Genomic DNA, 24,820 nt, shown 5'->3' with positions numbered 1-24,820 from the left:
TCGGCGGGCAGGGGGGTTGCCGAACCCGGCCGCGGAAGACGCGGCCTACGCGAGACCGCTGCCGTCGAGGTGGGCGAAGGCGGCGGTGATCCGGGGGCGGTCGTAGCCGGCGGGTCCGGCGGCGCCGCTGGAGACGAGGGCGGCGAGCAGCAGCCGGGCCTTGGCGGGGTCGAGCGGTCCGGCCGGGATCAGGCCGTGGTGGAGGAGATCGTGCTCGGAGCCGGGGCCGCGGTAGGTGTCGCTGAGGCCGGTGCCCGCTCCGGTACGGGAGGCGAGGACGACCGGGATGCGGCGGGCGAGTTCGGCGAGGGGCTCGACGAGCCAGGAGGGGGCGTGGCCGGCGCCGAAGGCGGCGACGACGAGGCCCTGGAAGCGGTCGTCGACGGCGGAGAGCAGTTCGCCGCGGTCGCCGAGGGTGAGGGTGAGGAGGGCGATCCGGACCGTGGGGTCGTAGGAGAGCCGGCAGGGCGCGGTGGGCACGGTGGGGCGGAGCAGGATCCGCGGGGTGCCCTCGACGACGGTGCCGAGGGGTCCGGCGCCGGGCGAGGCGAAGGTGGCGACCGAGGTGGTGTGGGTCTTGCGGGCGTGCCGGGCGGCGTGGATCTGGTCGGCGAGGACGACGAGGACGCCGAGGCCGCGGCAGGCGGGGTCGGCGGCGACGGCGAGGGCGGCGGCGAGGTTGGCGGGGCCGTCGGCGCCGGGCAGGTCGGGGCGGCGCATGGCGCCGGTGACGGCGATGGGGGCCCGCCCGGTGGGGCAGAGCAGGTCGAGGAGGAAGGCGGTCTCCTCCAGGGTGTCGGTGCCCTGGACGACGACGACTCCGGAGCCGGCCGCGACGGTCTCGTTCACCTCGGCGGCGAGGGCGGCGAGGTCCTCGGGGGCGAGGGAGGAGGAGGGGAGCCGGCGGAAGTCGCGGAGCTCGACGTCCTCGGGCGCGCCGAGGGCCGCGAGGACCTCGGGGCCGGTCATCCGGGCCGCGTCACCGCCCCGCGCGGAGATGGTGCCTCCGAGGGTGAATACGGTGACGCGGGCCATCAGCGTGCTCCGTCCGCGATCGTCTCGTGGTGGCGGATGACCTCGGCGATGATGAAGTTGAGGAGCTTCTCCGCGAAGGCCGGGTCCAGTCTGGCGCTCTCGGCGAGTTCCCGCAGCCGGGCGATCTGGCGGGCCTCCCTGGCCGGGTCGGCGGGCGGCAGCTGGTGCTCGGCCTTGAGGACGCCGACCTGCTGGGTGCACTTGAAGCGTTCGGCGAGCATGTGGACGACGGCGGCGTCGATGTTGTCGATCGACTCGCGCAGCCGGGTCAGCTCGGCCCGTACGGCGGGGTCGATGTCGCGGGAGTCGTTCCTGGTGTCGCTCATGGTCAGCGAGCCTATCCGGAGTCCCCGGTGAGGGTGGGCGGGTGTTCGGGATCCGGTACGCGGTCGCTCCAGCCGCCGTGGACGGCGCGGCCCTGCTGCTCGCGGAAGCGGACGGGGGCGAGTCCGACCCTTCGGGTGAAGAGCCGGGAGAAGTAGGCGGGGTCGTCGTAGCCGACGCGGCGGGCCACGGAGGCGACGGGCAGTTCGGTGGCGGCGAGGAGTTCCTTGGCGCGGCCGAGGCGGACGGTGAGCAGGTAGTCCTTGGGGCTGCAGCCGGCGGCGCGGCGGACGGCGGCGCGCAGCTCGGCGGCGGTCATGCCGTGCCGGGCGGCGTGTTCGGCGACGGAGAGCGGCTGGAAGGCGTCGCGGGCGAGGCCGGTGAGGACGGGGTCGCCGTCGGCGTCGGTGTCGGCGCGGGCGCGGCGCAGGGCGACGAGGAGTTCGTGGACGGCGGCGGCGGTCTCGACCTCCAGGAGGGGGTTGCCGGGGCGGGCGGCGCGGGCGATGCGGCCGATGGCGGCGCGGGCGGGGCCGGCGTCGGCGAGGGGGACGACGGGCCGGTCGGGTTCGATGTAGCCGAGTTCGGTGTAGGTGGCGGCGGCGGGTCCGGTGAAGTCGACGAAGGACTCGTCCCAGCCGGTGGCGGGGTCGGCGCCGTAGTGGTGGGGGACGCCGGGGGTGAGCCAGAGGAGGGCGGGGGCGGCGACGGGGGTGGTGCGGCCGTCGGCGGAGCGGTACCAGCCGCCGCCGGCGGAGACGAGGACGGCGACGTGGTGGTCGAGGGTGCGGGGGCCGACGACGGGGAGGCGGCCGTGCTGGAGTCCGACGCCGAGGCAGACGAGGCCGAGGCGGTGGTGGACGGGGCCGGGCGTGAAGTAGCGCATCCAGGTGTGGTACATGCCGGTGGCCCTCCGTAACGTCCAAACTGCGACGATCTTTGTCCATGGACCGGTCCGCCGCCAGGGGGCGAGGGTGAGGCCATGAGCACGTTCGCTGTGGGTGACGAGGACTTTCTGCTCGACGGGCGGCCGGTGCGGCTGCTGTCGGGGGCGCTGCACTACTTCCGGGTGCACGAGGGGCACTGGGAGCACCGGCTCCGGATGCTGCGGGCGATGGGCCTGGAGTGCGTGGAGACGTACGTGCCGTGGAACCTGCACGAGCCGGAGCCGGGCCGGTACGCGGATCCGGAGGCGCTGGGGCGGTTCCTGGACGCGGTGGCGGCGGCGGGCATGCGGGCGCTCGTGCGCCCGGGGCCGTACATCTGCGCCGAGTGGGAGAACGGCGGGCTGCCGCACTGGGTGACGGGGCCCCTGGGGCGGCGGGTGCGGACCCGGGACCCGGAGTTCCTGGCGCCGGTGGAGCGGTGGTTCCGGCGGCTGCTGCCGCAGGTGGTGGCGCGGCAGGTGGACCGGGGCGGTCCGGTGCTGATGGTCCAGGTGGAGAACGAGTACGGGAGTTACGGGAGTGACGACCGCTATCTGGAGTGGCTGGCGGGGCTGCTGCGGGAGTGCGGGGTGACGGTGCCGCTCTTCACCTCGGACGGGCCGGAGGACCACATGCTGACGGGCGGTTCGGTGCCGGGGGTCCTCGCGACGGCGAACTTCGGCTCGGGCGCGGCGGAGGGCTTCGGGGTGCTGCGCCGGCACCGGCCGTCGGGGCCGCTGATGTGCATGGAGTTCTGGTGCGGCTGGTTCGACCACTGGGGCACGGAGCACGCGGTGCGGGACGCCGGGGACGCGGCGAAGGCGCTGCGGGAGGTCCTGGAGTGCGGGGCGTCGGTGAACGTCTACATGGCGCACGGGGGCTCGAACTTCGGCGGCTGGGCGGGCGCGAACCGCTCCGGCGACCTGCACGACGGGCGGCTGCTGCCGACGGTGACCTCGTACGACTACGACGCCCCGGTGGACGAGTGGGGCCGGCCGACGGAGAAGTACCACCGCTTCCGGGAGGTCCTCGCGGAGTACGCGGCGGGGCCGCTGCCGGAGGTTCCGGAGCCGCCGGCCCGGCTCGCTGCGCCGGTGCGGGCGGACGTGGCGGAGTGGGCGCCGCTGGACGCGGTCCTGGAGGCGCTGGGCGGGGCGGAGGTCGAGGCGGGGGTGCCGCCGGCCTTCGAGGAGCTGGGCGTCGACCGGGGTGTGGTGCGCTACCGCTTCTCCGTGCCGGGGCCCCGGCAGCCGTATCCGCTCGCGGTGACGGGGCTGCGGGACCGGGCGCAGGTGCGGGTGGACGGGGTCTTCGCCGGGGTGCTCACGGAGGAGGACGCGGTGCTGCCGGAGCCGGTGGCGGGGCCCGCGGTGGTGGAGCTGTGGGTGGAGTCGCTGGGCCGGGTGAACTACGGGCCGCGGCTCGGCGAGCCGAAGGGGATCACCGGCGGGCTGCTGCACGAGCGGCAGTACGTGCACGGGGTACGGGCCCGGGGGCTGCGCCTGGACGCGTTCACGGCGGAGGCGGTCGGCGGCCGGGTGCCGTTCGCCGGGGTGCCGGAGGACGCGGGCCGGGGCCTGTACCGGGCCCGGGTGGAGGTGGCGGGCGCCGGGGACGCGGAGCTGCGGCTGCCCGGCGCGGGCCGGGGCTTCGTCTGGGTGAACGGCTTCTGCCTGGGCCGCCACTGGCCGTCGGCGGGCCCGCAGGAGGGCCTGTTCGTGCCGGGCCCGGTGCTGCGGGAGGGGACGAACGAGGTGTGGGTGCTGGAGCTGGAGGGCGACGGGCCCGGGGGTGTGGAGCTGCGCTGAGAGGGCGGGGAGGGGCCCCGGGGCGCTGTGCCGCCCCGGGGCCCCGGTCCTCGGGTGGGCTATAGCGTGGCCGCGGCGGACTTGATCGCGGCGGCGAAGGTCGAGACCTCGGTGTAGACGCCGGGGTAGCCGGCCCGCGCGCAGCCCTCGCCCCAGCTCACGATGCCGACCTGGATCCAGGCGCCGGCGTTGTCCTTGCGGAACATCGGGCCGCCGGAGTCGCCCTGGCAGGTGTCGACCCCGCCCTGGTTGTATCCGGCGCAGATCTCCTCGGACGGGACCAGGTCGCTGCCGTACGCGTCCTGGCAGTCGGCGTCCGGGACGAAGGGGACGGTGGCCTTGAGGAGGTGGCGCTGCTGCGCGCCGCCCTCGCGGGCCGCGCCCCAGCCGGCCACGGTGAAGGTGCCGCTGTTGTAGGCGGTGGTCTCGGCGATCTTCAGGGTGGGCAGCGAGGTGATGGGGGCGGCGAGCTTGATGAGCGCCCAGTCCTTGCCCTTGCCGTTGTAGCCGGGGGCCTGGAGGACCTTGGTGGACCGGACCTTGATGGCGCTGCTCGACCGGAGGTCCACGACGCCGGCGGTGGCGGTGATGGAGGTGTTGTTGCCGGAGCCGCTGACGCAGTGGGCGGCGGTGAGGACGACCTGGGGGGTGATCAGGGAGCCGCCGCAGCCCATGGAGAGCCGGACCATCCAGGGGAACTCGCCCTGGGCGGCGCGGGTGCCGCCGACGACCGGCGCGGGGGCCGCGGTGGCGGAGGAGACGGGCTGGAGGCTGAGCGCGGCGAGCGCGACGGCGCCGGCGGCGGCGAGTTTCTGCAGGGTGCGGACGAACCTGTTCTTCTGCACGGTCTGCCTTCTTCCGTGGGGGGTGGAGCATGGGGGGTGCGGCATCGACGGTGGGTCGCGCACGCCCCGCTTGCTGACATGCGCCCGTCAAGCCATGTCCGGATTATGGACAGCCTCCACTGCCGCCACAAGAAAGCCTTTTCGGCCAGACACCGCGCTCGGACCGTACAGTGGGGGACGGGGGTGATCGCGCATGACGGACCGTCACGCGGCCGACCGGGTCCGCGAGGACACCCATGGGGTGGAGCACGGCTTCCCCCACCGGGAGGCCGTACGGGCCTCGCTCACCGCGCTCTACCGGCGCCTCGGACCCACCGGCGTCGACCGCTACCCGACCAGCGTGGCCGCCGCCGACGTGGCCCTCCGCCCCGGCGAGGACCCGCTCCTCGGCGCCACCCGCGCCGCCGGGGTCCTGGTCCGCCACCTGCGCCTCCCGGAGGCCCGCGTGGCGGTGTCGTTCCGGACGATGGAGCACGCCGCCACCGTCGAACTCGCCGCGGGACCGGAGTACTCCGTCGAACTCAACACACGCTTCCGCGGCCGCCCCCGGGACATCGGCGCCGCCCTCGCCCACGAGATCACCCACGTCCTGCTGCACCGCCTCGGCCTCGGCTTCCCCGACCCGGAGCGGAACGAGATCCTCACCGACGTCGTGACCGCCTACCTCGGCGCGGGCTGGCTGCTTCTCGACGCCTTCCGGCAGGACGGCGCCGAGAGCCAGAAGCTCGGCTACCTCACCCCGGAGGAATTCGGCTGGGTCCTCGCCCGGCGCGCCGAACGCTTCGCCGAGGACCCCTCCCCCTGGTTCACCAGCCACGCCGCGTACGAGGCCTGGCGCCGCGGCCGGGCCGAAGCGCGACGGGAACGGCGCCTGCCCCCGCTCGCCGCCGCGGGCTGGACGGCCCGCCGCCGCTACACCCACGACCGCCACCTCGGCCGCACCGCCCCCGACGCCCCCTACACCTTCGACGGCACCACCCCCGCCACCACCGTCACCTTCCCCTGCCCCACCTGCCACCAACGCCTGCGCATCCCGACCGGGCGGGACGTACGGGCCCGATGCCGGCTGTGCGGGTCGGTCCTCGACTGCGCGCCGTGAGGGGCGTCCCGGCTCCGGAACGCCCCTCACGGCAGGTCGACACCCCGTCAGAACGGGTAGAGCCGCCGCACCGCCGTCAGCAGCGTGGCCATGGTCCGGCGGGCCGCGGAGCGGCGGTAGGCGTGCCGCGACCAGATCGTCGGCAGCACGACACCCACGAACACCAGCAGGGCGAAGGCAAGCACCAACAGGCCGACGGGACCGAGGAGTTCGAGGGTCTGGGAGAGCAGGGACTCGGCGGGGCCGGGACGGACATCGGCGGGCACGGGAACTCCGTTCGTCTGGGGGACCGAGGGGAACGGGGAACACTCTCCGACGCCCCGCGAAGCCGGCGGCGCGTCCCGGGCGGAAGTGGCGGACCCCGCACGTCACCGCAGGCCACGGCATAACCTGGAGGCCGGAATCCGGGGCGTCCCGGGGCGATCCGGGGCGGGCGGCGGGCAGCGGGCGATGCACCGCGCCGGGGAACCCCGGGCGTCGTGTCCGACGGGGAGGGAAGCGTCAGTGGACCGGGGAGCAGAGGCCCGACAGCGGTTCGTCGGATGGCTGCGCGAGGTGCGCGCGGCCGCGGGCACACCCAGCGCCGAGCGCCTCGAAGCCGCCAGCCGCGCCGCCGCGGGCGGCACGGGCCGCGCCCTCAGCAGCTCGGGAGTCCACCGCCTGCTCGGCGCCCAACTGGTCAAGGCCCCCGACTGGGAGGTGGTGACGGCCTTCCTCGACGCCTGCGTCCACTGCGCCCCGGCCTCCGCGCCGGTGCCCCGGGCTCTCGTGGAGCGGCAGTTGTGGCGCAACCGCCACCAGCAGCTCGTCAGCGTCCTGGAGGCGATGAAGGGCTCCCCCAAGGAGGGGAAGGAGGAGGACGAGCCCGCCGTCGCCCAGGCCCTGAAGGCGTACGCGCGACGCGTCCTCGAATCGTACGGACGGCTCGACCTGGAGGTGCTGACCCCGGACAACGACCAGAGCGTGCAGCAGAAGGTCGAGCTGCGCGAGGTCTTCGTCGTCCCGACGGTACGGGCGGACCCCCCTCCCGTGGAGCTCTCCCGCGAGCTCATGGTGAAGCTCCTCGAAGGCGAGGAGCTGCTCGCGGACGGCGAACTGCCGCCCGGCCTCGACCTGGAGCTGCTCGACTCCCTCGTCGAGGCGTACCGGCAGCGGCCGACGGAACCCGTCCTGGACGTCCTCGCGCGGGAGGAGAACCACCGCGTCGTCCTGCTGGGCGACCCCGGCGCGGGCAAGTCCACGCTGGCGCACTACCTCGCGCTGACCCTGACCGGCGACCCCGACCCCGGCGGCCCGCTGGCCCGTCTCGCGGGAAGCGTGCCGCTCGTCGTCGAGCTCAGGCAGTACGCGCAGCCCGCCTGGCGGCAGAAGACGTTCGAGGAGTTCCTCGACCACCTGTGCGCCACGGAGGGGATGGGACTCCCGCGCCCCGCGCTGACGCGGCTGCTCGCCGAGGGGCGCGCGATCCTGGTCTTCGACGGGCTCGACGAGATCTTCGACCCCGAGTCCAGGGCCGCGACGGCGCGCCGGATCGCCGGCTTCGCCACCCGGCACCCGCGCTGCCGCGTCGTCGTCACGTCCCGGGTCATCGGCTACCACCGGCAGACCCTGGACGGCGCGGGCTTCGCCCACTACATGATCCAGGACCTGGACACGCCCCGGATCCACGCCTTCGCCCGCCGGTGGTTCGCCACGGCGTGCCCCGAGCAACCGGCCCTCGCGGAGCAGCTGTTCGCCCGCTTCAAGGACGCGGTCACGCACTCGGCGTCCGTGCGGGAGCTGGCCGGCAATCCGCTCCTGCTGACGATCCTCGCCATCCTCGGCCGCCGCCAGACGCTCCCCCGGGACCGGCACGGCGTGTACCAGCACGCCGTCACGGTGCTCGTCGCCCGCTGGGACCGGGACGCCAAGCACCTCACGACCCACCTGTCGGGCGCGGTCGCCGACGCGCTCGACACCCTCGGCCAGGCCGAACGTCTGGAGATGCTCCGGCTGCTCGCCCGCAGGATGCAGGAGGGGGCGGGCGGCATCTCGGGCAACTACGTCCCCGAAGCGGACATCGAGGACGTCTTCCGCCAGTACCTCCGGCTCCTCGACATCCCCCCGGACGTCGCCCGCCGCGCGGCCCGCGCCATGGTCCAGCAGCTGCGGGAACGCAACTTCATCCTCGCCCGCTACGGCGGCGGCGCCTGGGGCTTCGTCCACCGCACCTTCCTGGAGTACCTCGCCGCGGCGGACATCGTGCACCGCTACGAACACGAACGCGAGTGGACCCCCGAGGCGCTGGTGAACGAGGTCCTGCTGCCCCGGGCCAAGGACACGACCTGGCACGAGGTGATCCTTCTGCTGGCGGGCCAGCTGCGCGAGCGTGACACGGGGACGCTGGTGGACGGCCTGGTCGACGCGGCGGCGTACGGCGACCTGGGCGACGGGCTCACGCTGGCGCTGCGCGCGCTCGCCGAGGTGAAGAAGATCGGGGTGCTGGCCGCGCAGAGCACGACGGTGGTGGACGGGATCACGCGGTACCTCGCACTGGGGAGCCCGACGGCCCTGTACCGCTCCTACTTCCGGGAGCCGTCCCTGCCGTCGCAGGCCGCCGTTCCGGCACTGGCCTCGTTCAGCGAGCACTGGGCGGGACGCGGGCGGTTTCTGACCTGGTTCCACGTGTGGGGCCAGTTCGAGAGCGATCGCGACGCGACCCTGCTCGCCTGCGCCCTGCACCGGGACGTGGCGGCCGTCGCCGCCTACGCGTTCTTCGCCTGGACGGCCGAAAGCCGCATCGCCGCCCTCACCGTCCTGGGCGAGCGGTGGTCCGACACGCCCCTCGCCGTGGAGGCGATCAAGACCAGTGCGGTCCTCCACGAGGACGCCCGCACACGGAGCGCCGCCCTGCTGGCCCTGACGACCGCGACGCGCGACAGCGGACGGGCGGAAGAAGTGCGCGCGTTCGTACAGGACCGGGCGGTCCGGGATCCCGCCCCCGGTCCCCGCATGCTGGCGCTGACCCACCTGCTGGTCACGTGCCCCGACGACGCGAGCCGTCGCTTCTTCGAACAACGCGCGCGCCACGACCGGTTCACCGCCGTTCGCGACCACGCCGAAGACTATGCGTACCACCTCGCGGGGCAAGACGCCGAAGAACTGCCCGAGGAGACCCCCGGCCTCCGCGTCCCCCTCCGACGAGAGCACCTGCTCAAGGGTTTCGACGCCCCTGGGGACAGCCGCGGGAGCGACGTGGGATGGGCGCTGGAAGCCTGGCGGACCGGGGACTGCCTCCCCTTGATGGACCTGGTGGACCACCTCCCCCGGCGGCACGCCGAGAAGGCGGCGCTGGCCCTCCGGCTCCGGAACCGTCCGGACGAGCTCCGCATGCTGATGGACGACGTGAGGCCCCTTCCGGACGACCGGATCCCCGCCCTGCCCCGGCTCATGAGGCTGCCGGACCAGGAACACCTGCACCTGAGTGCGTTCCGGGTGCGGAAGACCGCTCTGTCGGCCGTCGGCCTCGTCCCCGGAGAGGACACGCACGCCTTCCTCGTCTCCTGCGTCCGGGAGCTCGCCGAGGCGCCCCTGCGCACGGTGGCGATGGAACTCCTCGCCACCAGGGAAGGCGGTCCTTCGCCGACCCCTCTCCTGCTGGACGTCGTCCAGTGCGATCCCCACCCCGGCCTCCGCTTCGACGCCCTCCATCTGCTCGCACGGAACTGCTCCCATCAGCCCGCCGTCCGGGACCTCCTGTACCGGTGCGCGACAGACGACCGGAACACCAGCGTGCAGCACTTCGCCTTGTGGTGGATGGCCCAGTGGTGGCCCGACCATCCCGAGTGGAAGGCCCTCTTCGTCGAGGACGCCCACAGCGACGTGGTGAAGCTCAAGGCCCTCGCCGCCGGCGGACACGAAGCGGCGCTGGAGCAGCGGCTCGCGCTGGAGCCGGACGCCTCGGTCCGGGAACAGCTGCGGCGGGTCCGGCTGCTCCAGGAGTCTCCCGAGCGCGCCGTCCGCGCCATGTTCCACCACCGGCTGCTCACCGCCTGCGCCCGGCTCCTCAAGGCCAAGGCCCGGACATGAGCGCGTTGTTCGAGGCCATCGCCGCCGGGGACGAGGACGCGGTCGTACGGGCCCTGCGGGCGGGGGCCGATCCCGAGGCCACCGACGACGGGGAGACCGCGCTGTACCGGGCCGCGGTCGCCGACGAGCCGGGGATCGTGCGGCTGCTGCTCGCCGCCGGGGCCGATCCGGGGCGGGGCAGTGGCGTGGGCGGAGGGGACCTTCCGCTGTGCGGGGCGGCCTGTGGGGGGCACACGCGGACCGTACGGGCCCTGCTCGCGGCGGGGGCCGGGGTCGACCAGGAGGAGGAGTTCGGGTTCACCGCGCTCGCCTGGGCGGTGCGGCTCGGGCACGCGGAGGTCGTACGGGCGCTGCTCGCGGCCGGGGCCGGGCCCGACCGGGTCGGGCCCGACGGCCTTGAGCCGCTGGCCGCCGCCGCCCGGCGGGGCTCCGCCGCCTGCGTACGGGCGCTGCTCGACGGCGGGGCGCGGGGCGCCGAGGGCGCGCTGCGGGAGGCGCGGCGGTGGATCGGGGTGGACGTGGCGGCCGAGCTGCGGCGCGGGCTCGTCGCCGGGAACGGCGGCGGGGAGACGTACGAGGCCGTGGTGCGGCGGGTGCGGGAGGACGGCGGGGTGACCGTGGTCGTCGAGCTGCTGCGGGAGGACGGGCGGCCCGGGCGCGGTGACGAGCGGCAGACCGGGCACGCGGCCGTCGCGACCCTCCTGGAGGTGGCGCTGGGCCGGCGCGTGTCGCACGAGGAGCTGGCCGCGCGGGCGTTGCGCTGCGGCGACCCGGAGCTCGACGACTGGACGACGGCGGTGGACGCGCTCGCCGGGCGGGCCGACGAGGAGACCTTCGTGGCGGCGGCGGCCTGGTGCGCCGACCGCGATCCGCTGCGGCGGGCGCTCGGCGCGCGGGTCCTGGGCGCCCTGCCGGGGTTCGCGGCGAGCGCGGTGCCGGTGCTGCGGAGGGTGGCGGTGGAGGCGGCCGAGCCGGCGCGGGAGCCGGTGCTGTCGGTGGTGACGGCGCTCGGGGCGTGCGCGGACCCGGCGGCGGTGCCGGAGCTGCTCGCCGCGGCGGACCACCCGGACCCGGAGGTGCGGCGGGCGGTGGCGGGCGCGCTCGCGGGGCTCGTGCCGGCCGGGCATCTGGAGGCGCTCGGGGTGCTGCTCGGGCTGAGCCGGGACGGGGACGCGCGGGTGCGGGACTGGGCGGTGCTGGCCCTCGCCGAACTGCCGGACGACACCCCGCTCGTACGGGAGGCGCTGGCGGAGCGGCTCGCCGACCCCGATCCGGAGACGGCGGCGGAGGCGGCCCGCGGGCTCGCCATCCGGCAGGACCCGCGGGCGGTGGAGGCGCTGGCGGCGGTCCTGGCGGACGGCGACCCGGACGGCGCGCCCCGGGAGACGGCGCTGGCCGCCCTGGAGTTCGTGCGCGACGCCCGGGTCAGGACCCGGCTGGAGTGGACGCCCCCGCGCCGCCGCTAGACCGTGTCCTCCGTCACCGCCGTACGCGGCAGGCCCAGGCTCAGCAGGGCCGTGAGGGCGTAGGCGCCGAGGACCCAGGGCAGGGCGGCCGTGACGGAGAGGTCGGCGAAGTAGGCGGTGCCGACGACGGCCGCGCCGAGGGCACCGCCGAACTGCTGGGCGGTGGAGAAGACCCCGGAGGCGCCGCCGGCGAGCTCGGCGGGGGCGGCGGAGAGCACGATGTTCACGAGCGGGACCACGAGGAGGCCGAGGCCGGCGCCCGCGACGGCGAGGCCGGGGACGAGCGGCCAGGCGGCGGTGGCGTGCGGGGCCGCGTGCTCCATGGCGTACCAGACCCAGCCGTAGCCGGCGCCCATCAGGACCGCGCCGGCGGCGGGGACGTGCCGGCCGAGCTTCACGGCGAGGGGTTCGGCGACGGGCGCGGTGAGGAAGCCGCCGGCGGAGAAGGCCACCATCAGGACGCCCGCCTGGGTGGGGGTGTAGCCCTGACCGCCCTGCAGCCAGAGGGCGAGGACCAGGAAGAAGCCCTGCATGCCGAGGGCGAAGAGGAGCTGGACGGCGAGGCCGAGGGAGAAGGCCGGGACGGTGAACATCCGGCGGGGGACGACCGAGCCGCGGACGGCGACGGCGGCCACCGCGAGCGCGCCGGCCGCGAGGATCCCCCAGCCCCACAGCGGCCACCCCCACTCGCGGCCCTGGACCAGCGGCAGGACGACGGCGACCAGGCCGACGGCGAGGAGCAGGCTGCCGAGGACCGGCGGGCGGGTGGCGGAGCGCTCCCGGGTGGACGGGACGAGGAGGACGGCGGCCACCAGGGTGAGGGCCGCGACCGGGACGTTGACGAGGAAGACCGTGCGCCAGCCGAGGCCGAAGAGGTCGGCGTCGGTGAGGACCCCGCCGAGGAGCAGCCCGAGCGCCGAGGCGAAACCGGCCACCGCCCCGTACATCCCGAAGACCTTGCCGCGCTCCCGGCCCCGGAACAGGCTGTGGAAGGAGCCGAGGACCTGCGGCATGAGGACGGCGGCGGCGACGCCCTGCACGGCCCGGGCGGCGATCAGCTGGCCGGGCGTCTGGGCGAGGCCGCAGGCGAGGCTGGCCAGGCCGAAGGCGGCGGTGCCGGCGAGGAAGAGGGGCCGGCGGCCGTGGCGGTCGCCGAGCCGGCCGGCGACGACGAGGGTGGCGGCGAAGCCGAGGAGGTAGGCGGAGACGGTCCACTGGAGGGCGCTCTCGGAGGCGCCGAGGCCCTGGCCCAGGGAGGGCAGGGCGACGTTGACGATGGTGACGTCCACCAGGTCCATGAGGGCGGCGACCATCATGACGACGGCGGCGGCCCAGCGGCGCGGGTGGGCGGTGTCGGCGACGGGGTCGCGGGTGACGGTCAGGGACGGCATGGGAACCCCTCCAGATATTTCGTTCGGGCGAACGAAATAAAAGTCGCATACGCCGACCCGTGATCACAAGTCTTTCGTTCGGCCGAACGAAATGAAAATTGCTAGGCTGCCGCCATGAGCGAGCAGAGCGGCGAGCAGGCCGGCGAGCAGAACGGCGAGCAGGCCTCCGAACAGGCCGGCGAGCGGAGCCGGGATCCCGACCGGACGCGGGCCGAGGTCGTCGCCGCGCTGACCGCCGCCGGCCGGGACTCCAGCGCCGCCTCGGTCGCCTTCCACTCGGCCGTCGCCGCCCGGCAGGACCTCGGCGCCACCGAGACCAAGACGCTCGACCTGCTCCAGCGCCACGGCGCGCTCACCGCGAAGGAGCTGGCCGAGCACTCCGGCCTCGCCCCCGCCTCGGTCACCGGACTCGTCGACCGCCTGGAGCGCAAGGGGTACGTCCGCAGGGTGAAGCACCCCACGGACAAGCGCCGGGTGCTGGTCGAGCCCCGCCCCGAGAAGCTGGCCGAGCTCGCCCCGCTCTTCGACGACTGGGCGCGCGAAGTGCACGAGCTGTACGAGGAGTTCAGCACCGGCGAGCTGGAGACCGTGCTGCGCTTCCTGACCGGCGCCACCGCGCGGCAGCGCGCCGCGACCCGCAGGCTCTCCGGGACGGAGTAGCCGGCACGGCCCTCCCGTCCGCACCACCGGGCTGCTACCTTCCCCCTCGATGTCACCTAACTAATGTTTGGTGGAAGGGAGTCAGCCATGCCCCTGCCGACCCCGTCTCTGTCGAGACGCGCACTGCTGAGCACCGCCGGTACCGCCGGCGCCGCCGCCGTCCTGGCCGCGGTCGCCCCTCCGGCCGCCGCCGCCCGCGCCAGGACCGGCGCCCCGATCCGCCAGATCCCGCTCCAGGGCGCGGTGAACGTCCGCGACCTGGGCGGCAGCCCCACCTACGACGGCGAACGGGTCCGCCACGGGCTCGTCTACCGCGGCGACCACCTCGGGAAGCTCACCGACGCCGACCTGCTCACGCTCGCCGGGCTCGGACTCGCCCGCGCCGTCGACTTCCGGATCCCGGCGGAGGTCGGATACGACGGCGCCGACCGGCTCCCCGCCGGGGTGGCGGCGGTCTCCCGGCCCGTCACCGACAACGGCCTCTTCGGGCAGCTGCTGACCGCGATCGGCTCGCGCGACCCGGTGCGGCAGGAGGAGATGCTCGGCGGCGGGCGGGCCGCCGCCTTCATGTCGGACGTGTACCGGACCTTCGTCACCGACGCGGCCAACCGCGAGGCCTTCGGACGGACCCTGCGCGAACTCGCCGCGCCCGGCTCGGGGCCGACGCTCTACCACTGCACCTCGGGCAAGGACCGCACCGGCTGGACCAGTTGGCTGCTGCTCTGCCTCGTCGGCGTGCCGGAACGGTTCGCCACCGAGGACTACCTGGCCTCCAACACCTTCCGCGCCACCTACGACGCCCGGGTCCGCGAGGGGCTGAAGCAGGGTGGGCTCATGCAGAACCCGGAGCTGATCGTGCCCCTCCAGGAGGTCCGCCAGGAGTACCTGGACGCGGCCCTCGGCGAGGTCCGCGCCCGCTACGGCGGCCTGTACCGCTATGTGACGGCCGGCCTGGGTCTGGACCCGCGCGCCCTCGTGGGCCTGCGGGAGCGGCTGGTCGGCTGACGCGGGGTGCGGCGCGGCCCGTGCGGGGGCCGCGCCCACCCGCGTACGACAGCGGCCCGTACGCCGGGAGGTGTCAGCCGCCCACGGCGATGCCGTCGAGGACCATCGACAGGTACTGGCGGGCGATCTCCTCGGGGCTGTGCCGGCCGCCCGGCCGGTACCAGGAGGCAGCGACCCAGACGGTGTCCCGGACGAAGCGGTAGGTGAGCCGGACGTCGAGGTCGGCGCGGAACACCCCGTCCGCCACGCCCCGCTCCAGGGTGCCGAGCCACGCCTCCTCGAACCTGCGCTGCGAGTCCGCGAGGTAGTGGAAGCGGGGCAGGTCGGTGAGGTGGCGGGACTCCTTCTGGTAGATGGCGACGGCGGCGCGGTGCCGGTCGATCTCCCGGAAGGACTCGGTGACGAGGGCCTCGATGGTCTCCCGGGGGCCGAGACCGGCGGCGAGGACGGCGTCGTACCCCTCCCACAGCTCGTCGAGGAAGGTGGAGAGGATCTCGTCGAGCATCGACTCCTTGGAGTCGAAGTGGTAGTAGAGGCTGCCGGCGAGCATGCCGGCGGCGTCCGCGATCTTGCGGACGGTGGTGGCGTTGTACCCCTGGGCGGCGAACACCTCGGCGGCGGTGTCGAGGAGTTCCCGGCGCCGCTCGGGCGCCGGTGCGTTCGCCTGGTTCTTCTTCTTGGTCGCTGACACCCGCCCATTGTCGTCGCTCCGGCCGCGGGCCGGCGGCCCGCGGTCCGTGGCGTGTGGCCTGCGGCCTGCGGTCAGCTGTCGGCGGGGGGTCGTCGCCGCCGCGCCGCAGGGCGCGGACGCGCGGAGTTCAGGAGGCCGCGCGCTCCGCCGCGCTGCGCTCCACGCAGAACTCGTTGCCCTCCGGGTCGGCCATCGTCGCCCAGCCGGTCCCGTCGGGCCTCCGGTGGTCGCCGACGAGCGTCGCGCCGAGCGCCAGCAGCCGCTCGACCTCCTCGTCACGGGTGCGGTCCTGCGGCTGGAGGTCGAGGTGGACCCGGTTCTTGACCGACTTCGGCTCCGGGACCTGGATGAAGAGGAGACCGGCACCCGCCGACTCGACGAGCGCCTCGGGGTCGCCGGGGTGGTCGTCGTCGGAGAGCTTGCCGTCCAGGACTTGGGCCCAGAACCCGGCGAGGGCGTAGGCGTCGGCACAGTCGATGGTCACATGGCGAACGAGAGAACTCATGGCGTCATGGTCCCCCGGCACCCCGGACGCGGCCAGGGGTTTTCCGACGGCCCGTCACCCGGTGGCGCCCGCGGGGAGCTTGCCCTCGGTGGCGGCGACCAGGAGGGGGATGAGGCAGGGTTCGATCCCCGCCTCGCCGCCGCAGAAGCAGTCCCGTACCTCAGCGACGACCCGGGTGGGGAGGCCGGCGCCGAGGAGGGCCCGGATCCGGCGGACGGCGGACGGCGGACGGGGCGTCGGGGCCGTAGCGGCGCCGGCCGCCCGGGGTGCGGTCCGGGACGAGCGGGCCCTGCTCCTCGTAGGAGGTCCGGCACATCGACCCCTCCGAGGTGACGGTGGCGCAGCTGGCGGAGGCGGAGGCGGAGGCACCGGTCTCGGCGGTGCAGAACCTGTACGACCTGGCGGCCCGCGGCCACGAGGCGGTCCTGGAGCACACCGCCGGGCGCGGCATCGCGTTCGTCCCCTTCTTCCCGATCGCGATGGGCGGGCACGCGGGTCCGGGCGGCCCGGTCGCGGAGGTGGCCCGCGAGATCGGGGCCACCCCGTCGCAGACGGCGCCGGCCTGGCTGCCGCACCGGGCGCCGCACGTCCTGCCGATCCCCGGCACCTCCTCCGAACACCACCCGAAGGAGAACCTGGGCGCGCTGGACGTCCGGCTCACGGACGAGCAGTTCGCCCGTCTGTCGGCCGCGCCGGCGTCATGACCGGACGATGCCCCGGGCGCGGGCGGCGGTGAGCCAGCGGGGGAACTCGGCGACGAGCCGGTCGTACAGCTCCGCGTCCGGGACCCGGCCGGGTTCCCTCCCGGCGTGGAAGAAGCCGACGTTGTCGACGCACCGCCGCTCGGGGACGGCGAGTTCGTCGAGCCGGCGCAGGAAGTCGAACTGCTTGCTGCGGGGGTCGCCGAAGCCGACGAACTGCCAGAAGATCGGCAGCCGGGCCGCCTTGCAGACGTACCGTTCGGCGGCGAGCCGGTTGATGGGGCCGCCGTCGGTCTGGAAGACGACGAACGCGGGCGCGGTGGCCCCGCTGTCGAGGTAGTGGTCGATGACCGCGTCCATGGCGAGGTGGTAACTCGTCTTCCCCATGTGGCCGAGCCCGGCGACGATCCGGTCCACCCGCCCCTGGTGGTCGTCGAGCCGGATCTCGGTCTCGGCGTCGACGTCGGTGGAGAAGAAGACGACCGGCACCCGCCCGTCGTCGTCGAGCTGCGCGGAGAGCCCGAGTACCCGGTCGGCGAGGGCCTGGACGCTGCCGTCCCGGTAGTACGGCTTCATCGAGCCGGAGTAGTCGACCACCAGATAGACGGCGGCGCGCTCTCCGGCGACGCCGTGCCGGCGCAGCGACTCCCCCGCCGTCTTGTAGAGGCTGACCAGCGCGGGCGCCTCCTCCTCGACCTTCCGCAGGCTGAGTGCCATGAGCTCCCCTTTCCCTCCTGGAATCATGGCCGTTCGGGGCGGGCGAGGGAAGTGGGGGCCCGTGGGCACGGCGGAGCGGGGAACACCACGACGCCCGCCCCTGAGTCCTTGGTCGGGGACGGGGCGGGCGCCGTTCGGTTCCGTACGCCGTTGTACGGGACGTTCGGTGGGGCCGGTCAGACCAGCAGGGAGCGGTCCGTCGGGCGGATCGGGGCCGGCAGGGAGCTGGCGCCGGTGAGGTAGCGGTCCACGCCGCGGGCGGCCGAGCGGCCCTCCGCGATGGCCCACACGATCAGCGACTGGCCGCGGCCGGCGTCGCCGGCGACGTACACGCCGTCGACGTTGGTGGCGAAGTCGGCGTCGCGGGCGATGTTGCCGCGCTCGTCCAGGTCGACGCCGAACTGCGCGACCAGGCCGTTGGCGACGTCGGTGCCGGTGAAGCCCATGGCGAGGGTGACCAGCTGGGCGGGGATCTTCCGCTCGGTGCCCGGCTTCTGGGTCAGCTTGCCGTCGACGAACTCGACCTCGACGAGGTGCAGGAACTGGACGTTGCCGTCCTCGTCGCCCTCGAAGTGGGTGGTGGAGACGGAGTAGACCCGCTCGCCGCCCTCCTCGTGCGCCGAGGTGACCTTGTACAGCATGGGGAAGGTCGGCCAGGGCTGGCCCGCGTTCCGCTCCTCGCCCGGCTTCGGCATGATCTCCAGCTGGGTGACGGAGGCCGCGCCCTGGCGGTGGGCGGTGCCGACGCAGTCGGCGCCGGTGTCGCCACCGCCGATGACGACGACGTGCTTGCCCTCGGCGGTGATCGGCGAGGTCACGAAGTCGCCCTCGACCACCTTGTTGGCGAGCGGGAGGTACTCCATCGCCTGGTGGATGCCCTTGAGCTCGCGGCCCGGGACGGGCAGGTCGCGGGCGGTGGTGGCGCCGGCGGCGACCACGACCGCGTCGAACCGCTTGCGCAGGTCGGTGGCGGTGATGTCCTGGCCGACCTCGACGCCGGTGCGGAACTTGGTGCCCTCCGCGCGCATCTGCTCGATGCGGCGGTTGATGTGCCGCTTCTCCATCTTGAACTCGGGGATGCCGTAGCGCAGCAGGCCGCCGATGCGGTCGGCGCGCTCGTACACGACCACGGTGTGGCCGGCCCGGGTCAGCTGCTGGGCGGCGGCGAGGCCCGCCGGGCCCGAGCCGATGACGGCGACGGTCTTGCCGGAGAGCCGCTCGGGCACCTGCGGCGTGACGTCGTTCGCGTCCCACGCCTTGTCGATGATGGAGACTTCGACGTTCTTGATGGTGACGGCCGGCTGGTTGATGCCGAGCACGCACGCCGACTCGCACGGAGCCGGGCACAGGCGGCCGGTGAACTCCGGGAAGTTGTTGGTGGCGTGGAGGCGCTCGGACGCCGCCGACCAGTCCTCGCGGTAGGCGTAGTCGTTCCACTCGGGGATCAGGTTCCCGAGCGGGCAGCCGTTGTGGCAGAACGGGATGCCGCAGTCCATGCAGCGGCCGGCCTGCTTGCTGATGATCGGCAGCAGGGAGCCGGGGACGTAGACCTCGTTCCAGTCGCGGACGCGCTCCGCGACCGGGCGGGTCTCGGCGACCTCGCGGCCGGTGGTGAGAAAGCCCTTCGGGTCAGCCATGGGTCGCCGCCTCCATCATCTTCTCGGTGGTCTCCTGCTCGGAGAGACCGGCGAGCTCAGCGGCGTCCTTGGCGGCGAGCACTGCCTTGTACGTGGTCGGGATGATCTTGCTGAAGCGGCTCACCGCCGCGTCCCAGTCGGCCAGGAGCTTCTCGGCCACGGTCGAGCCGGTCTCCTCCTGGTGGCGGCGCACGACGTCGTGCAGCCACGCCTTGTCGGCGTCCGACGGGGCCTCGACGGCGCCGATGTTGCCGGAGTTCACGTTGGACCGGTCGAGGTCGATGACGTAGGCGACGCCACCGGACATGCCCGCCGCGAAGTTGCGGCCGGTCTCGCCGAGGACGACCGCCGTGCCGCCGGTCATGTACTCGCAGCCGTGGTCGCCCACGCCCTCGGAGACGACCAGGGCGCCGGAGTTGCGGACGCAGAAGCGCTCGCCGGTGCGGCCGCGCAGGAAGAGCTCGCCGCCGGTGGCACCGTACGCGATGGTGTTGCCCGCGATGGTGGAGTACTCGGCCAGGTGGTCGGCGCCGCGGTCCGGGCGGACGATCACACGGCCGCCGGAGAGGCCCTTGCCGACGAAGTCGTTGGCGTCGCCCTCCAGGCGGAGGGTGACACCGGACGGCAGGAAGGCGCCGAAGGACTGGCCGGCGGAGCCGGTGAAGGTGAGGTCGATGGTGTCGGCCGGGAGGCCGGCGCCGCCGAACTTCTTCGTCACCTCGTGGCCGAGCATGGTGCCGACCGTGCGGTTGATGTTGCGGATCGCGACCTGCGCGCGGACCGGCTGGGCCTGCTCGGCGGAGGCGGCGTTCAGCGCCTCGGCGGCGAGCTGGATCAGCTCGTTGTCGAGCGCCTTCTCCAGGCCGTGGTCCTGCTCGACCAGGGCGTGGCGGGCCGCGCCCTCGGGCAGCTCGGGCACGTGGAAGAGCGGCTGCAGGTCCAGGCCCTGCGCCTTCCAGTGCGTGACGGCGCGGCTGGTGTCGAGCAGCTCGGCGTGGCCGACGGCCTCCTCGATCGTGCGGAAGCCCAGCTCGGCGAGGAGCTCGCGGACCTCCTGCGCGATGAACTCGAAGAAGTTGACGACGTACTCGGCCTTGCCGGAGAAGCGGTCGCGCAGGACCGGGTTCTGGGTGGCGATGCCGACCGGGCAGGTGTCGAGGTGGCAGACGCGCATCATGACGCAGCCGGAGACGACGAGCGGCGCGGTGGCGAAGCCGAACTCCTCGGCGCCGAGCAGCGCGGCGATGACGACGTCGCGGCCGGTCTTCAGCTGGCCGTCGGTCTGCACGACGATCCGGTCGCGCAGGCCGTTGAGCAGCAGCGTCTGCTGGGTCTCGGCGAGGCCGAGCTCCCAGGGGCCGCCCGCGTGCTTCAGCGAGGTGAGCGGGGAGGCGCCGGTGCCGCCGTCGTGGCCGGAGATGAGGACGACGTCCGCGTGGGCCTTGGACACGCCGGCCGCGACCGTGCCGACGCCGACCTCGGAGACCAGCTTCACGTGGATGCGGGCGACCGGGTTGGCGTTCTTCAGGTCGTGGATCAGCTGGGCCAGATCCTCGATGGAGTAGATGTCGTGGTGCGGCGGCGGCGAGATGAGGCCGACGCCGGGCGTCGAGTGACGCGTCTTGGCGACCCACGGGTAGACCTTGTGGCCGGGCAGCTGGCCGCCCTCGCCGGGCTTGGCGCCCTGGGCCATCTTGATCTGGATGTCGTCGGCGTTGACCAGGTACTCGGAGGTGACGCCGAAGCGGCCGGAGGCGACCTGCTTGATCGAGGAGCGGCGCGCCGGGTCGTACAGGCGCTCCGGGTCCTCGCCGCCCTCACCGGTGTTCGACTTGCCGCCGAGCCGGTTCATGGCGATGGCGAGGGTCTCGTGCGCCTCCTGGGAGATGGAGCCGTACGACATGGCGCCGGTGGAGAAGCGCTTGACGATCTCGGAGACCGGCTCGACCTCGTCGATCGGGATCGGGGTACGGCCCTCGGTGGCGAAGCCGAACAGGCCGCGGAGCGTCATGAGGCGCTCGGACTGCTCGTTCACCCGGTCCGTGTACTTCTTGAAGATGTCGTACCGCTTGTTCCGCGTGGCGTGCTGGAGGCGGAAGACGGTCTCGGGGTCGAAGAGGTGCGGCTCGCCCTCCCGACGCCACTGGTACTCGCCGCCGATCTCCAGGGCGCGGTGCGCGGAGGCGATGCCGGTGGCCGGGTACGCCTTGGCGTGGCGGGCGGCGACCTCCTGGGCGACGACGTCCAGGCCGGCGCCGCCGATCTTGGTGGCGGTGCCGTTGAAGTACCGGCCGACGAACTCCTCGTCGAGGCCGACGGCCTCGAAGACCTGGGCGCCGCGGTAGGAGGCGACCGTGGAGATGCCCATCTTCGACATGACCTTGAGGACGCCCTTGCCGAGGGCGTGGATCAGGTTGCGGATGGCCTGCTCGGGCTCGATGTCCGAGAGGAAGGTGCCGGCGCGGAGCAGGTCCTCGACGGACTCCATGGCGAGGTACGGGTTGACCGCCGCGGCGCCGTAGCCGATGAGCAGGGCGACGTGGTGGACCTCGCGGACGTCACCGGCCTCGACGAGCAGGCCCACCATGGTGCGCTGCTTGGTGCGGATGAGGTGGTGGTGGACGGCGGCGGTGAGCAGCAGCGAGGGGATCGGCGCGTGCTCGGCGTCGGAGTGCCGGTCGGAGAGGACGATCAGGCGGGCGCCGCCCTCGATCGCCGCGTCGGCCTCGGCGCAGATGGCGTCGATGCGGGCGGCGAGGGCCTCGCCGCCGCCGGAGACCCGGTAGAGGCCGGAGAGCGTGGCGGCCTTCATGCCCGGCATGTCGCCGTCGTGGTTGATGTGGATGAGCTTGGCGAGCTCGTCGTTGTCGATCACCGGGAAGGGCAGGGTGACCGAGCGGCAGGAGGCCGCGGTCGGGTCAAGCAGGTTGCCCTGCGGACCGAGGGAAGAGCGCAGACTTGTCACGAGCTCTTCACGGATGGCGTCCAGCGGCGGGTTGGTGACCTGCGCGAACAGCTGGGTGAAGTAGTCGAAGAGCAGCCGGGGGCGCTCGGAGAGGGCCGCGATCGGCGAGTCGGTGCCCATGGAGCCGAGCGGCTCGCCGCCGGTGCGGGCCATCGGGGCGAGGATGACGCGAAGCTCTTCCTCGGTGTAGCCGAAGGTCTGCTGGCGGCGGGTGACCGAGGCGTGGGTGTGCACGATGTGCTCGCGCTCGGGGAGGTCGGAGAGCTCGATCTCCCCGGTCTCCAGCCACTCGGCGTAGGGCTGCTCGGCGGCGAGGCCGGCCTTGATCTCGTCGTCCTCGACGATGCGGTGCTCGGCGGTGTCGACGAGGAACATCTTGCCGGGCTGGAGGCGGCCCTTGCGGACGACCTTGGCGGGGTCGACGTCGAGGACGCCGACCTCGGAGGAGAGGACGACGAGGCCCTCGTCGGTGACCCAGTAGCGGCCGGGGCGCAGACCGTTGCGGTCGAGGACCGCGCCGACCTGGACGCCGTCGGTGAAGGTGACGCAGGCCGGGCCGTCCCAGGGCTCCATCATCGTGGAGTGGTACTGGTAGAAGGCGCGCCGGGCCGGGTCCATGGAGTCGTGGTTCTCCCACGCCTCGGGGACCATCATCAGGACCGAGTGGGGCAGCGAGCGGCCGCCGAGGTGGAGCAGCTCCAGGACCTCGTCGAAGGAGGCGGTGTCGGAGGCGTCCGGCGTACAGATCGGGAAGATCCGGTCCAGGCCCTTGCCGGCCTTGCTCTCGCCGAAGACGTCGCCGACGAGCTGGGCCTCGCGGGCCGTCATCCAGTTGCGGTTGCCCTTGACCGTGTTGATCTCGCCGTTGTGGGCGACGAAGCGGTACGGGTGGGCGAGCGGCCAGCTCGGGAAGGTGTTGGTGGAGAACCGGGAGTGGACGAGGGCGATGGCGGAGGCCAGGCGCCGGTCCGACAGGTCCGGGAAGAAGGGCTCCAGCTGGCCGGTGGTCAGCATGCCCTTGTAGACGATCGTGCGGGCGGAGAGCGACGGGAAGTACGCCGCCGCCTCGCGCTCGGCGCGCTTGCGCAGCGCGAAGGCCTTGCGGTCCAGGGCGATGCCGGTGGACTCCCCGTCGGTGACGAAGAGCTGGCGGAAGACCGGCATGGTGGCGCGGGCGGTGGCGCCGAGCAGGGCGGGGGCGACGGGGACCTCGCGCCAGCCGAGGACGGTGAGGCCCTCGTCGGCGGCGATGGCCTCGACGGCGGCGGCGGTCTCGTCGGCGCCGTCGACCGGGAGGAAGGCGGTGCCCACCGCGTACGCGCCGGCCGCGGGCAGCTCGAAGCCGGCGACCTCGCGGAAGAAGGCGTCCGGGATCTGCAGCAGGATGCCGGCGCCGTCGCCGGAGTCCGGCTCGGAGCCGGTGGCGCCGCGGTGTTCGAGATTGCGCAGTACGGTCAGCGCCTGCTCGACCAGCGCGTGGCTGGCCACACCGGTGAGGGTGGCCACGAACCCGACACCGCAGGCGTCGTGCTCGTTACGGGGGTCGTACATGCCCTGGGGGGCGGGGCGACCGTCCATGGGCGACCAGGCGTCGGAACGCATCGGCTCTCCCGTCGTCGTCGTGGCATATGCAGATGCCGAGGGACGACGTTGGCCCTCCGCGAAATTTCGTGCAGGTTACATGATGGCGTGCTTCTCGCCTAGCGGATAGCTCGTTCCAGCATGCGGACACCTCCGACACGGAGCGGTGGTGCGCGTTCACCTGTTTCTTCTGGATGCGGAGGCAGTGACCGCATCGTGACTGCTCCGCGGGGGACGGAGCCGTACCGGTCCGCCCCGGAAGGGCCTCATTGCCCAGCGACGCTTCTGCCTCTTTCCCGCTGGTCACGGGTTCGAAACCGCCGAGTAACCGGCTACATATGTGGCGTCGTGCATAGTGTCTCACCGCCGCGGGGATTCCGAACAGGGATATGCGTCACAGCGAGAATGCGGCTTGGATTCCGAAAAGTCACCCCGAAAAGCCCGAAAGGCCCCTTGCGGGGGCCTCTCGGGCATGGCTGGAGGTACGGATTCCGTCGGCCGGGCGGCGCGGCTTCCGTCGGCTAGAGGGCGGCGCCGAAGACCATGCCCAGGCCGTACGTGACGGCTGCCGCGGCACCGCCGAGGAGGAGCTGGCGCAGGCCGCTGAACCACCAGCCGCGGGCGGTGACCCGGGCGACCAGTGCACCGCAGGCGAAGAGCCCGAGCAGCGCCAGGAGGACGGCCGGCCAGAGCGCGGTCGCGCCGAGCAGGTACGGAAGGAGCGGCAGCAGCGCGCCGAGCGCGAAGGAGGCGAAGGAGGAGGCGGCGGCGACGGCGGGCGACGGCAGGTCGTCGGGGTCGATGCCGAGCTCCTCGCGGGCGTGGATCTCCAGCGCCTGCTCGGGGTCCTTCGACAGCTGCATGGCGACCTCGCGGGCCAGCGCGGGCTCGACGCCCCGGGAGACGTAGAGGGCGGCGAGCTCCTCCATCTCGTCGATCGGGTGCTTGCGCAACTGCCGGCGCTCCACGTCCAGTTCGGCCTGGACGAGCTCGCGCTGGGAGGCGACGGAGGTGTACTCGCCGGCCGCCATGGAGAAGGCGCCCGCCGCGAGGCCGGCGAGGCCGGTGATCACGACGGTGCCCGAGGAGACGGCGCCGCCGGCGACGCCGGTCATCAGGGCGAGGTTCGAGACGAGGCCGTCCATCGCGCCGAAGACCGCGGGCCGCAGCCAACCGCCGTTCACGTCACGGTGGGTGTGGTTGTCGCGGTGCGCCTCGTGCAGTGGCGCCTGGGCTTCGATGATGGACATGGTTCTCCCCTCGTCACGGCGGGCCGGGTCGCACCCGCCGCCCCCAACGCACTCGAAAATACGCCCGAAGTAAGGGGCGCGCCAGCAAGGCAGGCCGTACTTAGTAAGGCCTGCCTCAGTGTGGGAAGCCTTGCCTGACACCCCCT

18 protein-coding genes and 1 pseudogene are annotated in these 24,820 nt (G+C 73.7%); 7 read left to right on the top strand and 12 right to left on the bottom strand.

Annotated elements, in window-relative coordinates; all coding sequences use genetic code 11:
* Positions 1-45 precede the first annotated feature (45 nt).
* Genes HHL19_RS04945 through HHL19_RS04935 form a run of 3 tightly spaced genes read right to left on the bottom strand, consistent with a single transcriptional unit; the run spans position 46 to position 2,260 of the window.
* Positions 46-1,035, bottom strand: a complete 990-nt coding sequence (locus HHL19_RS04945; protein WP_169085829.1) for an asparaginase domain-containing protein — start codon at positions 1,033-1,035, stop codon at positions 46-48.
* Positions 1,035-1,361, bottom strand: a complete 327-nt coding sequence (locus HHL19_RS04940) for a chorismate mutase (RefSeq protein ID WP_169085828.1) — start codon at positions 1,359-1,361, stop codon at positions 1,035-1,037. The genes HHL19_RS04945 and HHL19_RS04940 overlap by 1 nt, the downstream gene beginning before the upstream one ends.
* Before the next feature lie 11 nt (positions 1,362-1,372).
* Entirely contained in the window at positions 1,373-2,260 is an 888-nt protein-coding gene (locus HHL19_RS04935; protein WP_169085826.1) for an AraC family transcriptional regulator, read from the bottom strand.
* A gap of 81 nt (positions 2,261-2,341) precedes the next feature.
* Between HHL19_RS04935 and HHL19_RS04930 the strand changes: the two genes are divergently transcribed.
* The gene (locus HHL19_RS04930; protein WP_169085824.1) at positions 2,342-4,093 is read left to right on the top strand and encodes a beta-galactosidase; all 1,752 of its coding nucleotides are present in this window, start codon (positions 2,342-2,344) and stop codon (positions 4,091-4,093) included.
* A gap of 59 nt (positions 4,094-4,152) precedes the next feature.
* Here the strand turns inward: HHL19_RS04930 and HHL19_RS04925 are convergent, their stop codons facing one another.
* Entirely contained in the window at positions 4,153-4,983 is an 831-nt protein-coding gene (locus HHL19_RS04925) for a serine protease (protein WP_169085822.1), read from the bottom strand.
* 148 nt (positions 4,984-5,131) lie between these two features.
* On the opposite strand from HHL19_RS04925, the gene HHL19_RS04920 reads away from it, so the two are divergent.
* Positions 5,132-6,037, top strand: coding sequence for a hypothetical protein (locus HHL19_RS04920; protein WP_169085820.1), 906 nt, complete (start codon positions 5,132-5,134; stop codon positions 6,035-6,037).
* Positions 6,038-6,084: 47 nt separating this feature from the next.
* On the opposite strand, the gene HHL19_RS04915 is transcribed toward HHL19_RS04920, so the two are convergent.
* A complete protein-coding gene (locus HHL19_RS04915) occupies positions 6,085-6,303 on the bottom strand; it encodes a hypothetical protein (protein ID WP_169084241.1) in 219 nt (72 codons plus the stop codon).
* Positions 6,304-6,541: 238 nt separating this feature from the next.
* Between HHL19_RS04915 and HHL19_RS04910 the strand changes: the two genes are divergently transcribed.
* Positions 6,542-10,105 (top strand): NACHT domain-containing protein, encoded by a 3,564-nt coding sequence (locus tag HHL19_RS04910; protein ID WP_169085818.1) that lies wholly within the window; start codon positions 6,542-6,544, stop codon positions 10,103-10,105.
* On the top strand, positions 10,102-11,571 hold the full coding sequence (locus tag HHL19_RS04905; RefSeq protein ID WP_169085817.1) for an ankyrin repeat domain-containing protein: 1,470 nt from the start codon (positions 10,102-10,104) through the stop codon (positions 11,569-11,571). Before HHL19_RS04910 ends, HHL19_RS04905 begins: the two co-directional genes overlap by 4 nt.
* Here HHL19_RS04905 and HHL19_RS04900 read toward each other — a convergent pair.
* On the bottom strand, positions 11,568-12,962 hold the full coding sequence (locus tag HHL19_RS04900; protein WP_169085815.1) for an MFS transporter: 1,395 nt from the start codon (positions 12,960-12,962) through the stop codon (positions 11,568-11,570). The genes HHL19_RS04905 and HHL19_RS04900 overlap by 4 nt on opposite strands.
* Before the next feature lie 114 nt (positions 12,963-13,076).
* On the opposite strand from HHL19_RS04900, the gene HHL19_RS04895 reads away from it, so the two are divergent.
* On the top strand, positions 13,077-13,622 hold the full coding sequence (locus HHL19_RS04895) for a MarR family transcriptional regulator (protein WP_240981391.1): 546 nt from the start codon (positions 13,077-13,079) through the stop codon (positions 13,620-13,622).
* Positions 13,623-13,709: 87 nt separating this feature from the next.
* Positions 13,710-14,627, top strand: a complete 918-nt coding sequence (locus HHL19_RS04890) for a tyrosine-protein phosphatase (RefSeq protein ID WP_169085813.1) — start codon at positions 13,710-13,712, stop codon at positions 14,625-14,627.
* A gap of 73 nt (positions 14,628-14,700) precedes the next feature.
* Here the strand turns inward: HHL19_RS04890 and HHL19_RS04885 are convergent, their stop codons facing one another.
* Both HHL19_RS04885 and HHL19_RS04880 read right to left on the bottom strand, forming a co-directional pair.
* Complete coding sequence (locus HHL19_RS04885) at positions 14,701-15,318, bottom strand: TetR family transcriptional regulator (RefSeq protein WP_169085811.1); 618 nt, start codon at positions 15,316-15,318, stop codon at positions 14,701-14,703.
* A 133-nt stretch (positions 15,319-15,451) separates the two neighbouring features.
* A pseudogene (locus HHL19_RS04880) lies at positions 15,452-15,823 on the bottom strand (VOC family protein); the annotation flags it as partial.
* A gap of 314 nt (positions 15,824-16,137) precedes the next feature.
* On the opposite strand from HHL19_RS04880, the gene HHL19_RS38415 reads away from it, so the two are divergent.
* Positions 16,138-16,527 carry an aldo/keto reductase gene (locus HHL19_RS38415; protein WP_169086325.1) on the top strand — a complete coding sequence of 130 codons (390 nt, stop codon included), beginning with the start codon at positions 16,138-16,140 and terminating at the stop codon, positions 16,525-16,527.
* On the opposite strand, the gene HHL19_RS04870 is transcribed toward HHL19_RS38415, so the two are convergent.
* The 4 genes from HHL19_RS04870 to HHL19_RS04855 form a co-directional block, all read right to left on the bottom strand.
* A complete protein-coding gene (locus HHL19_RS04870) occupies positions 16,522-17,241 on the bottom strand; it encodes a VWA domain-containing protein (protein WP_206324511.1) in 720 nt (239 codons plus the stop codon). The two genes, HHL19_RS38415 and HHL19_RS04870, sit on opposite strands and share 6 nt — an antisense overlap.
* A 176-nt stretch (positions 17,242-17,417) precedes the next feature.
* Positions 17,418-18,878: a glutamate synthase subunit beta gene (locus tag HHL19_RS04865; RefSeq protein WP_169085805.1), complete on the bottom strand. Its 1,461-nt coding sequence runs from the start codon at positions 18,876-18,878 to the stop codon at positions 17,418-17,420.
* Positions 18,871-23,445, bottom strand: coding sequence for a glutamate synthase large subunit (gene gltB / locus HHL19_RS04860; protein WP_169085803.1), 4,575 nt, complete (start codon positions 23,443-23,445; stop codon positions 18,871-18,873). The genes HHL19_RS04865 and gltB overlap by 8 nt, the downstream gene beginning before the upstream one ends.
* Before the next feature lie 500 nt (positions 23,446-23,945).
* Positions 23,946-24,674 (bottom strand): VIT1/CCC1 transporter family protein, encoded by a 729-nt coding sequence (locus tag HHL19_RS04855; protein WP_169085801.1) that lies wholly within the window; start codon positions 24,672-24,674, stop codon positions 23,946-23,948.
* Positions 24,675-24,820 lie beyond the last annotated feature (146 nt).

Origin of the sequence: Streptomyces sp. R302 (assembly GCF_012927245.1) — a bacterium.
Classification (GTDB): domain Bacteria; phylum Actinomycetota; class Actinomycetes; order Streptomycetales; family Streptomycetaceae; genus Streptomyces.
The sequence above is the reverse complement of the archived record's forward strand: the minus strand, read 5'-3'. Positions and strand labels throughout refer to the sequence as shown.

Excerpts from the sequence above, each read along its gene's own strand:
- HHL19_RS04945 (WP_169085829.1), bottom strand. The coding sequence starts at position 1,035 with ATGGCCCGCGTCACCGTATTCACCCTCGGAGGCACCATCTCCGCGCGG.
- HHL19_RS04940 (WP_169085828.1), bottom strand. The coding sequence starts at position 1,361 with ATGAGCGACACCAGGAACGACTCCCGCGACATCGACCCCGCCGTACGG.
- HHL19_RS04935 (WP_169085826.1), bottom strand. The coding sequence starts at position 2,260 with ATGTACCACACCTGGATGCGCTACTTCACGCCCGGCCCCGTCCACCAC.
- HHL19_RS04930 (WP_169085824.1), top strand. The coding sequence starts at position 2,342 with ATGAGCACGTTCGCTGTGGGTGACGAGGACTTTCTGCTCGACGGGCGG.
- HHL19_RS04925 (WP_169085822.1), bottom strand. The coding sequence starts at position 4,983 with ATGCCGCACCCCCCATGCTCCACCCCCCACGGAAGAAGGCAGACCGTG.
- HHL19_RS04920 (WP_169085820.1), top strand. The coding sequence starts at position 5,132 with ATGACGGACCGTCACGCGGCCGACCGGGTCCGCGAGGACACCCATGGG.
- HHL19_RS04905 (WP_169085817.1), top strand. The coding sequence starts at position 10,102 with ATGAGCGCGTTGTTCGAGGCCATCGCCGCCGGGGACGAGGACGCGGTC.
- HHL19_RS04900 (WP_169085815.1), bottom strand. The coding sequence starts at position 12,962 with ATGCCGTCCCTGACCGTCACCCGCGACCCCGTCGCCGACACCGCCCAC.
- HHL19_RS04895 (WP_240981391.1), top strand. The coding sequence starts at position 13,077 with ATGAGCGAGCAGAGCGGCGAGCAGGCCGGCGAGCAGAACGGCGAGCAG.
- HHL19_RS04890 (WP_169085813.1), top strand. The coding sequence starts at position 13,710 with ATGCCCCTGCCGACCCCGTCTCTGTCGAGACGCGCACTGCTGAGCACC.
- HHL19_RS04870 (WP_206324511.1), bottom strand. The coding sequence starts at position 17,241 with ATGGCACTCAGCCTGCGGAAGGTCGAGGAGGAGGCGCCCGCGCTGGTC.
- HHL19_RS04865 (WP_169085805.1), bottom strand. The coding sequence starts at position 18,878 with ATGGCTGACCCGAAGGGCTTTCTCACCACCGGCCGCGAGGTCGCCGAG.
- gltB (WP_169085803.1), bottom strand. The coding sequence starts at position 23,445 with ATGCGTTCCGACGCCTGGTCGCCCATGGACGGTCGCCCCGCCCCCCAG.
- HHL19_RS04855 (WP_169085801.1), bottom strand. The coding sequence starts at position 24,674 with ATGTCCATCATCGAAGCCCAGGCGCCACTGCACGAGGCGCACCGCGAC.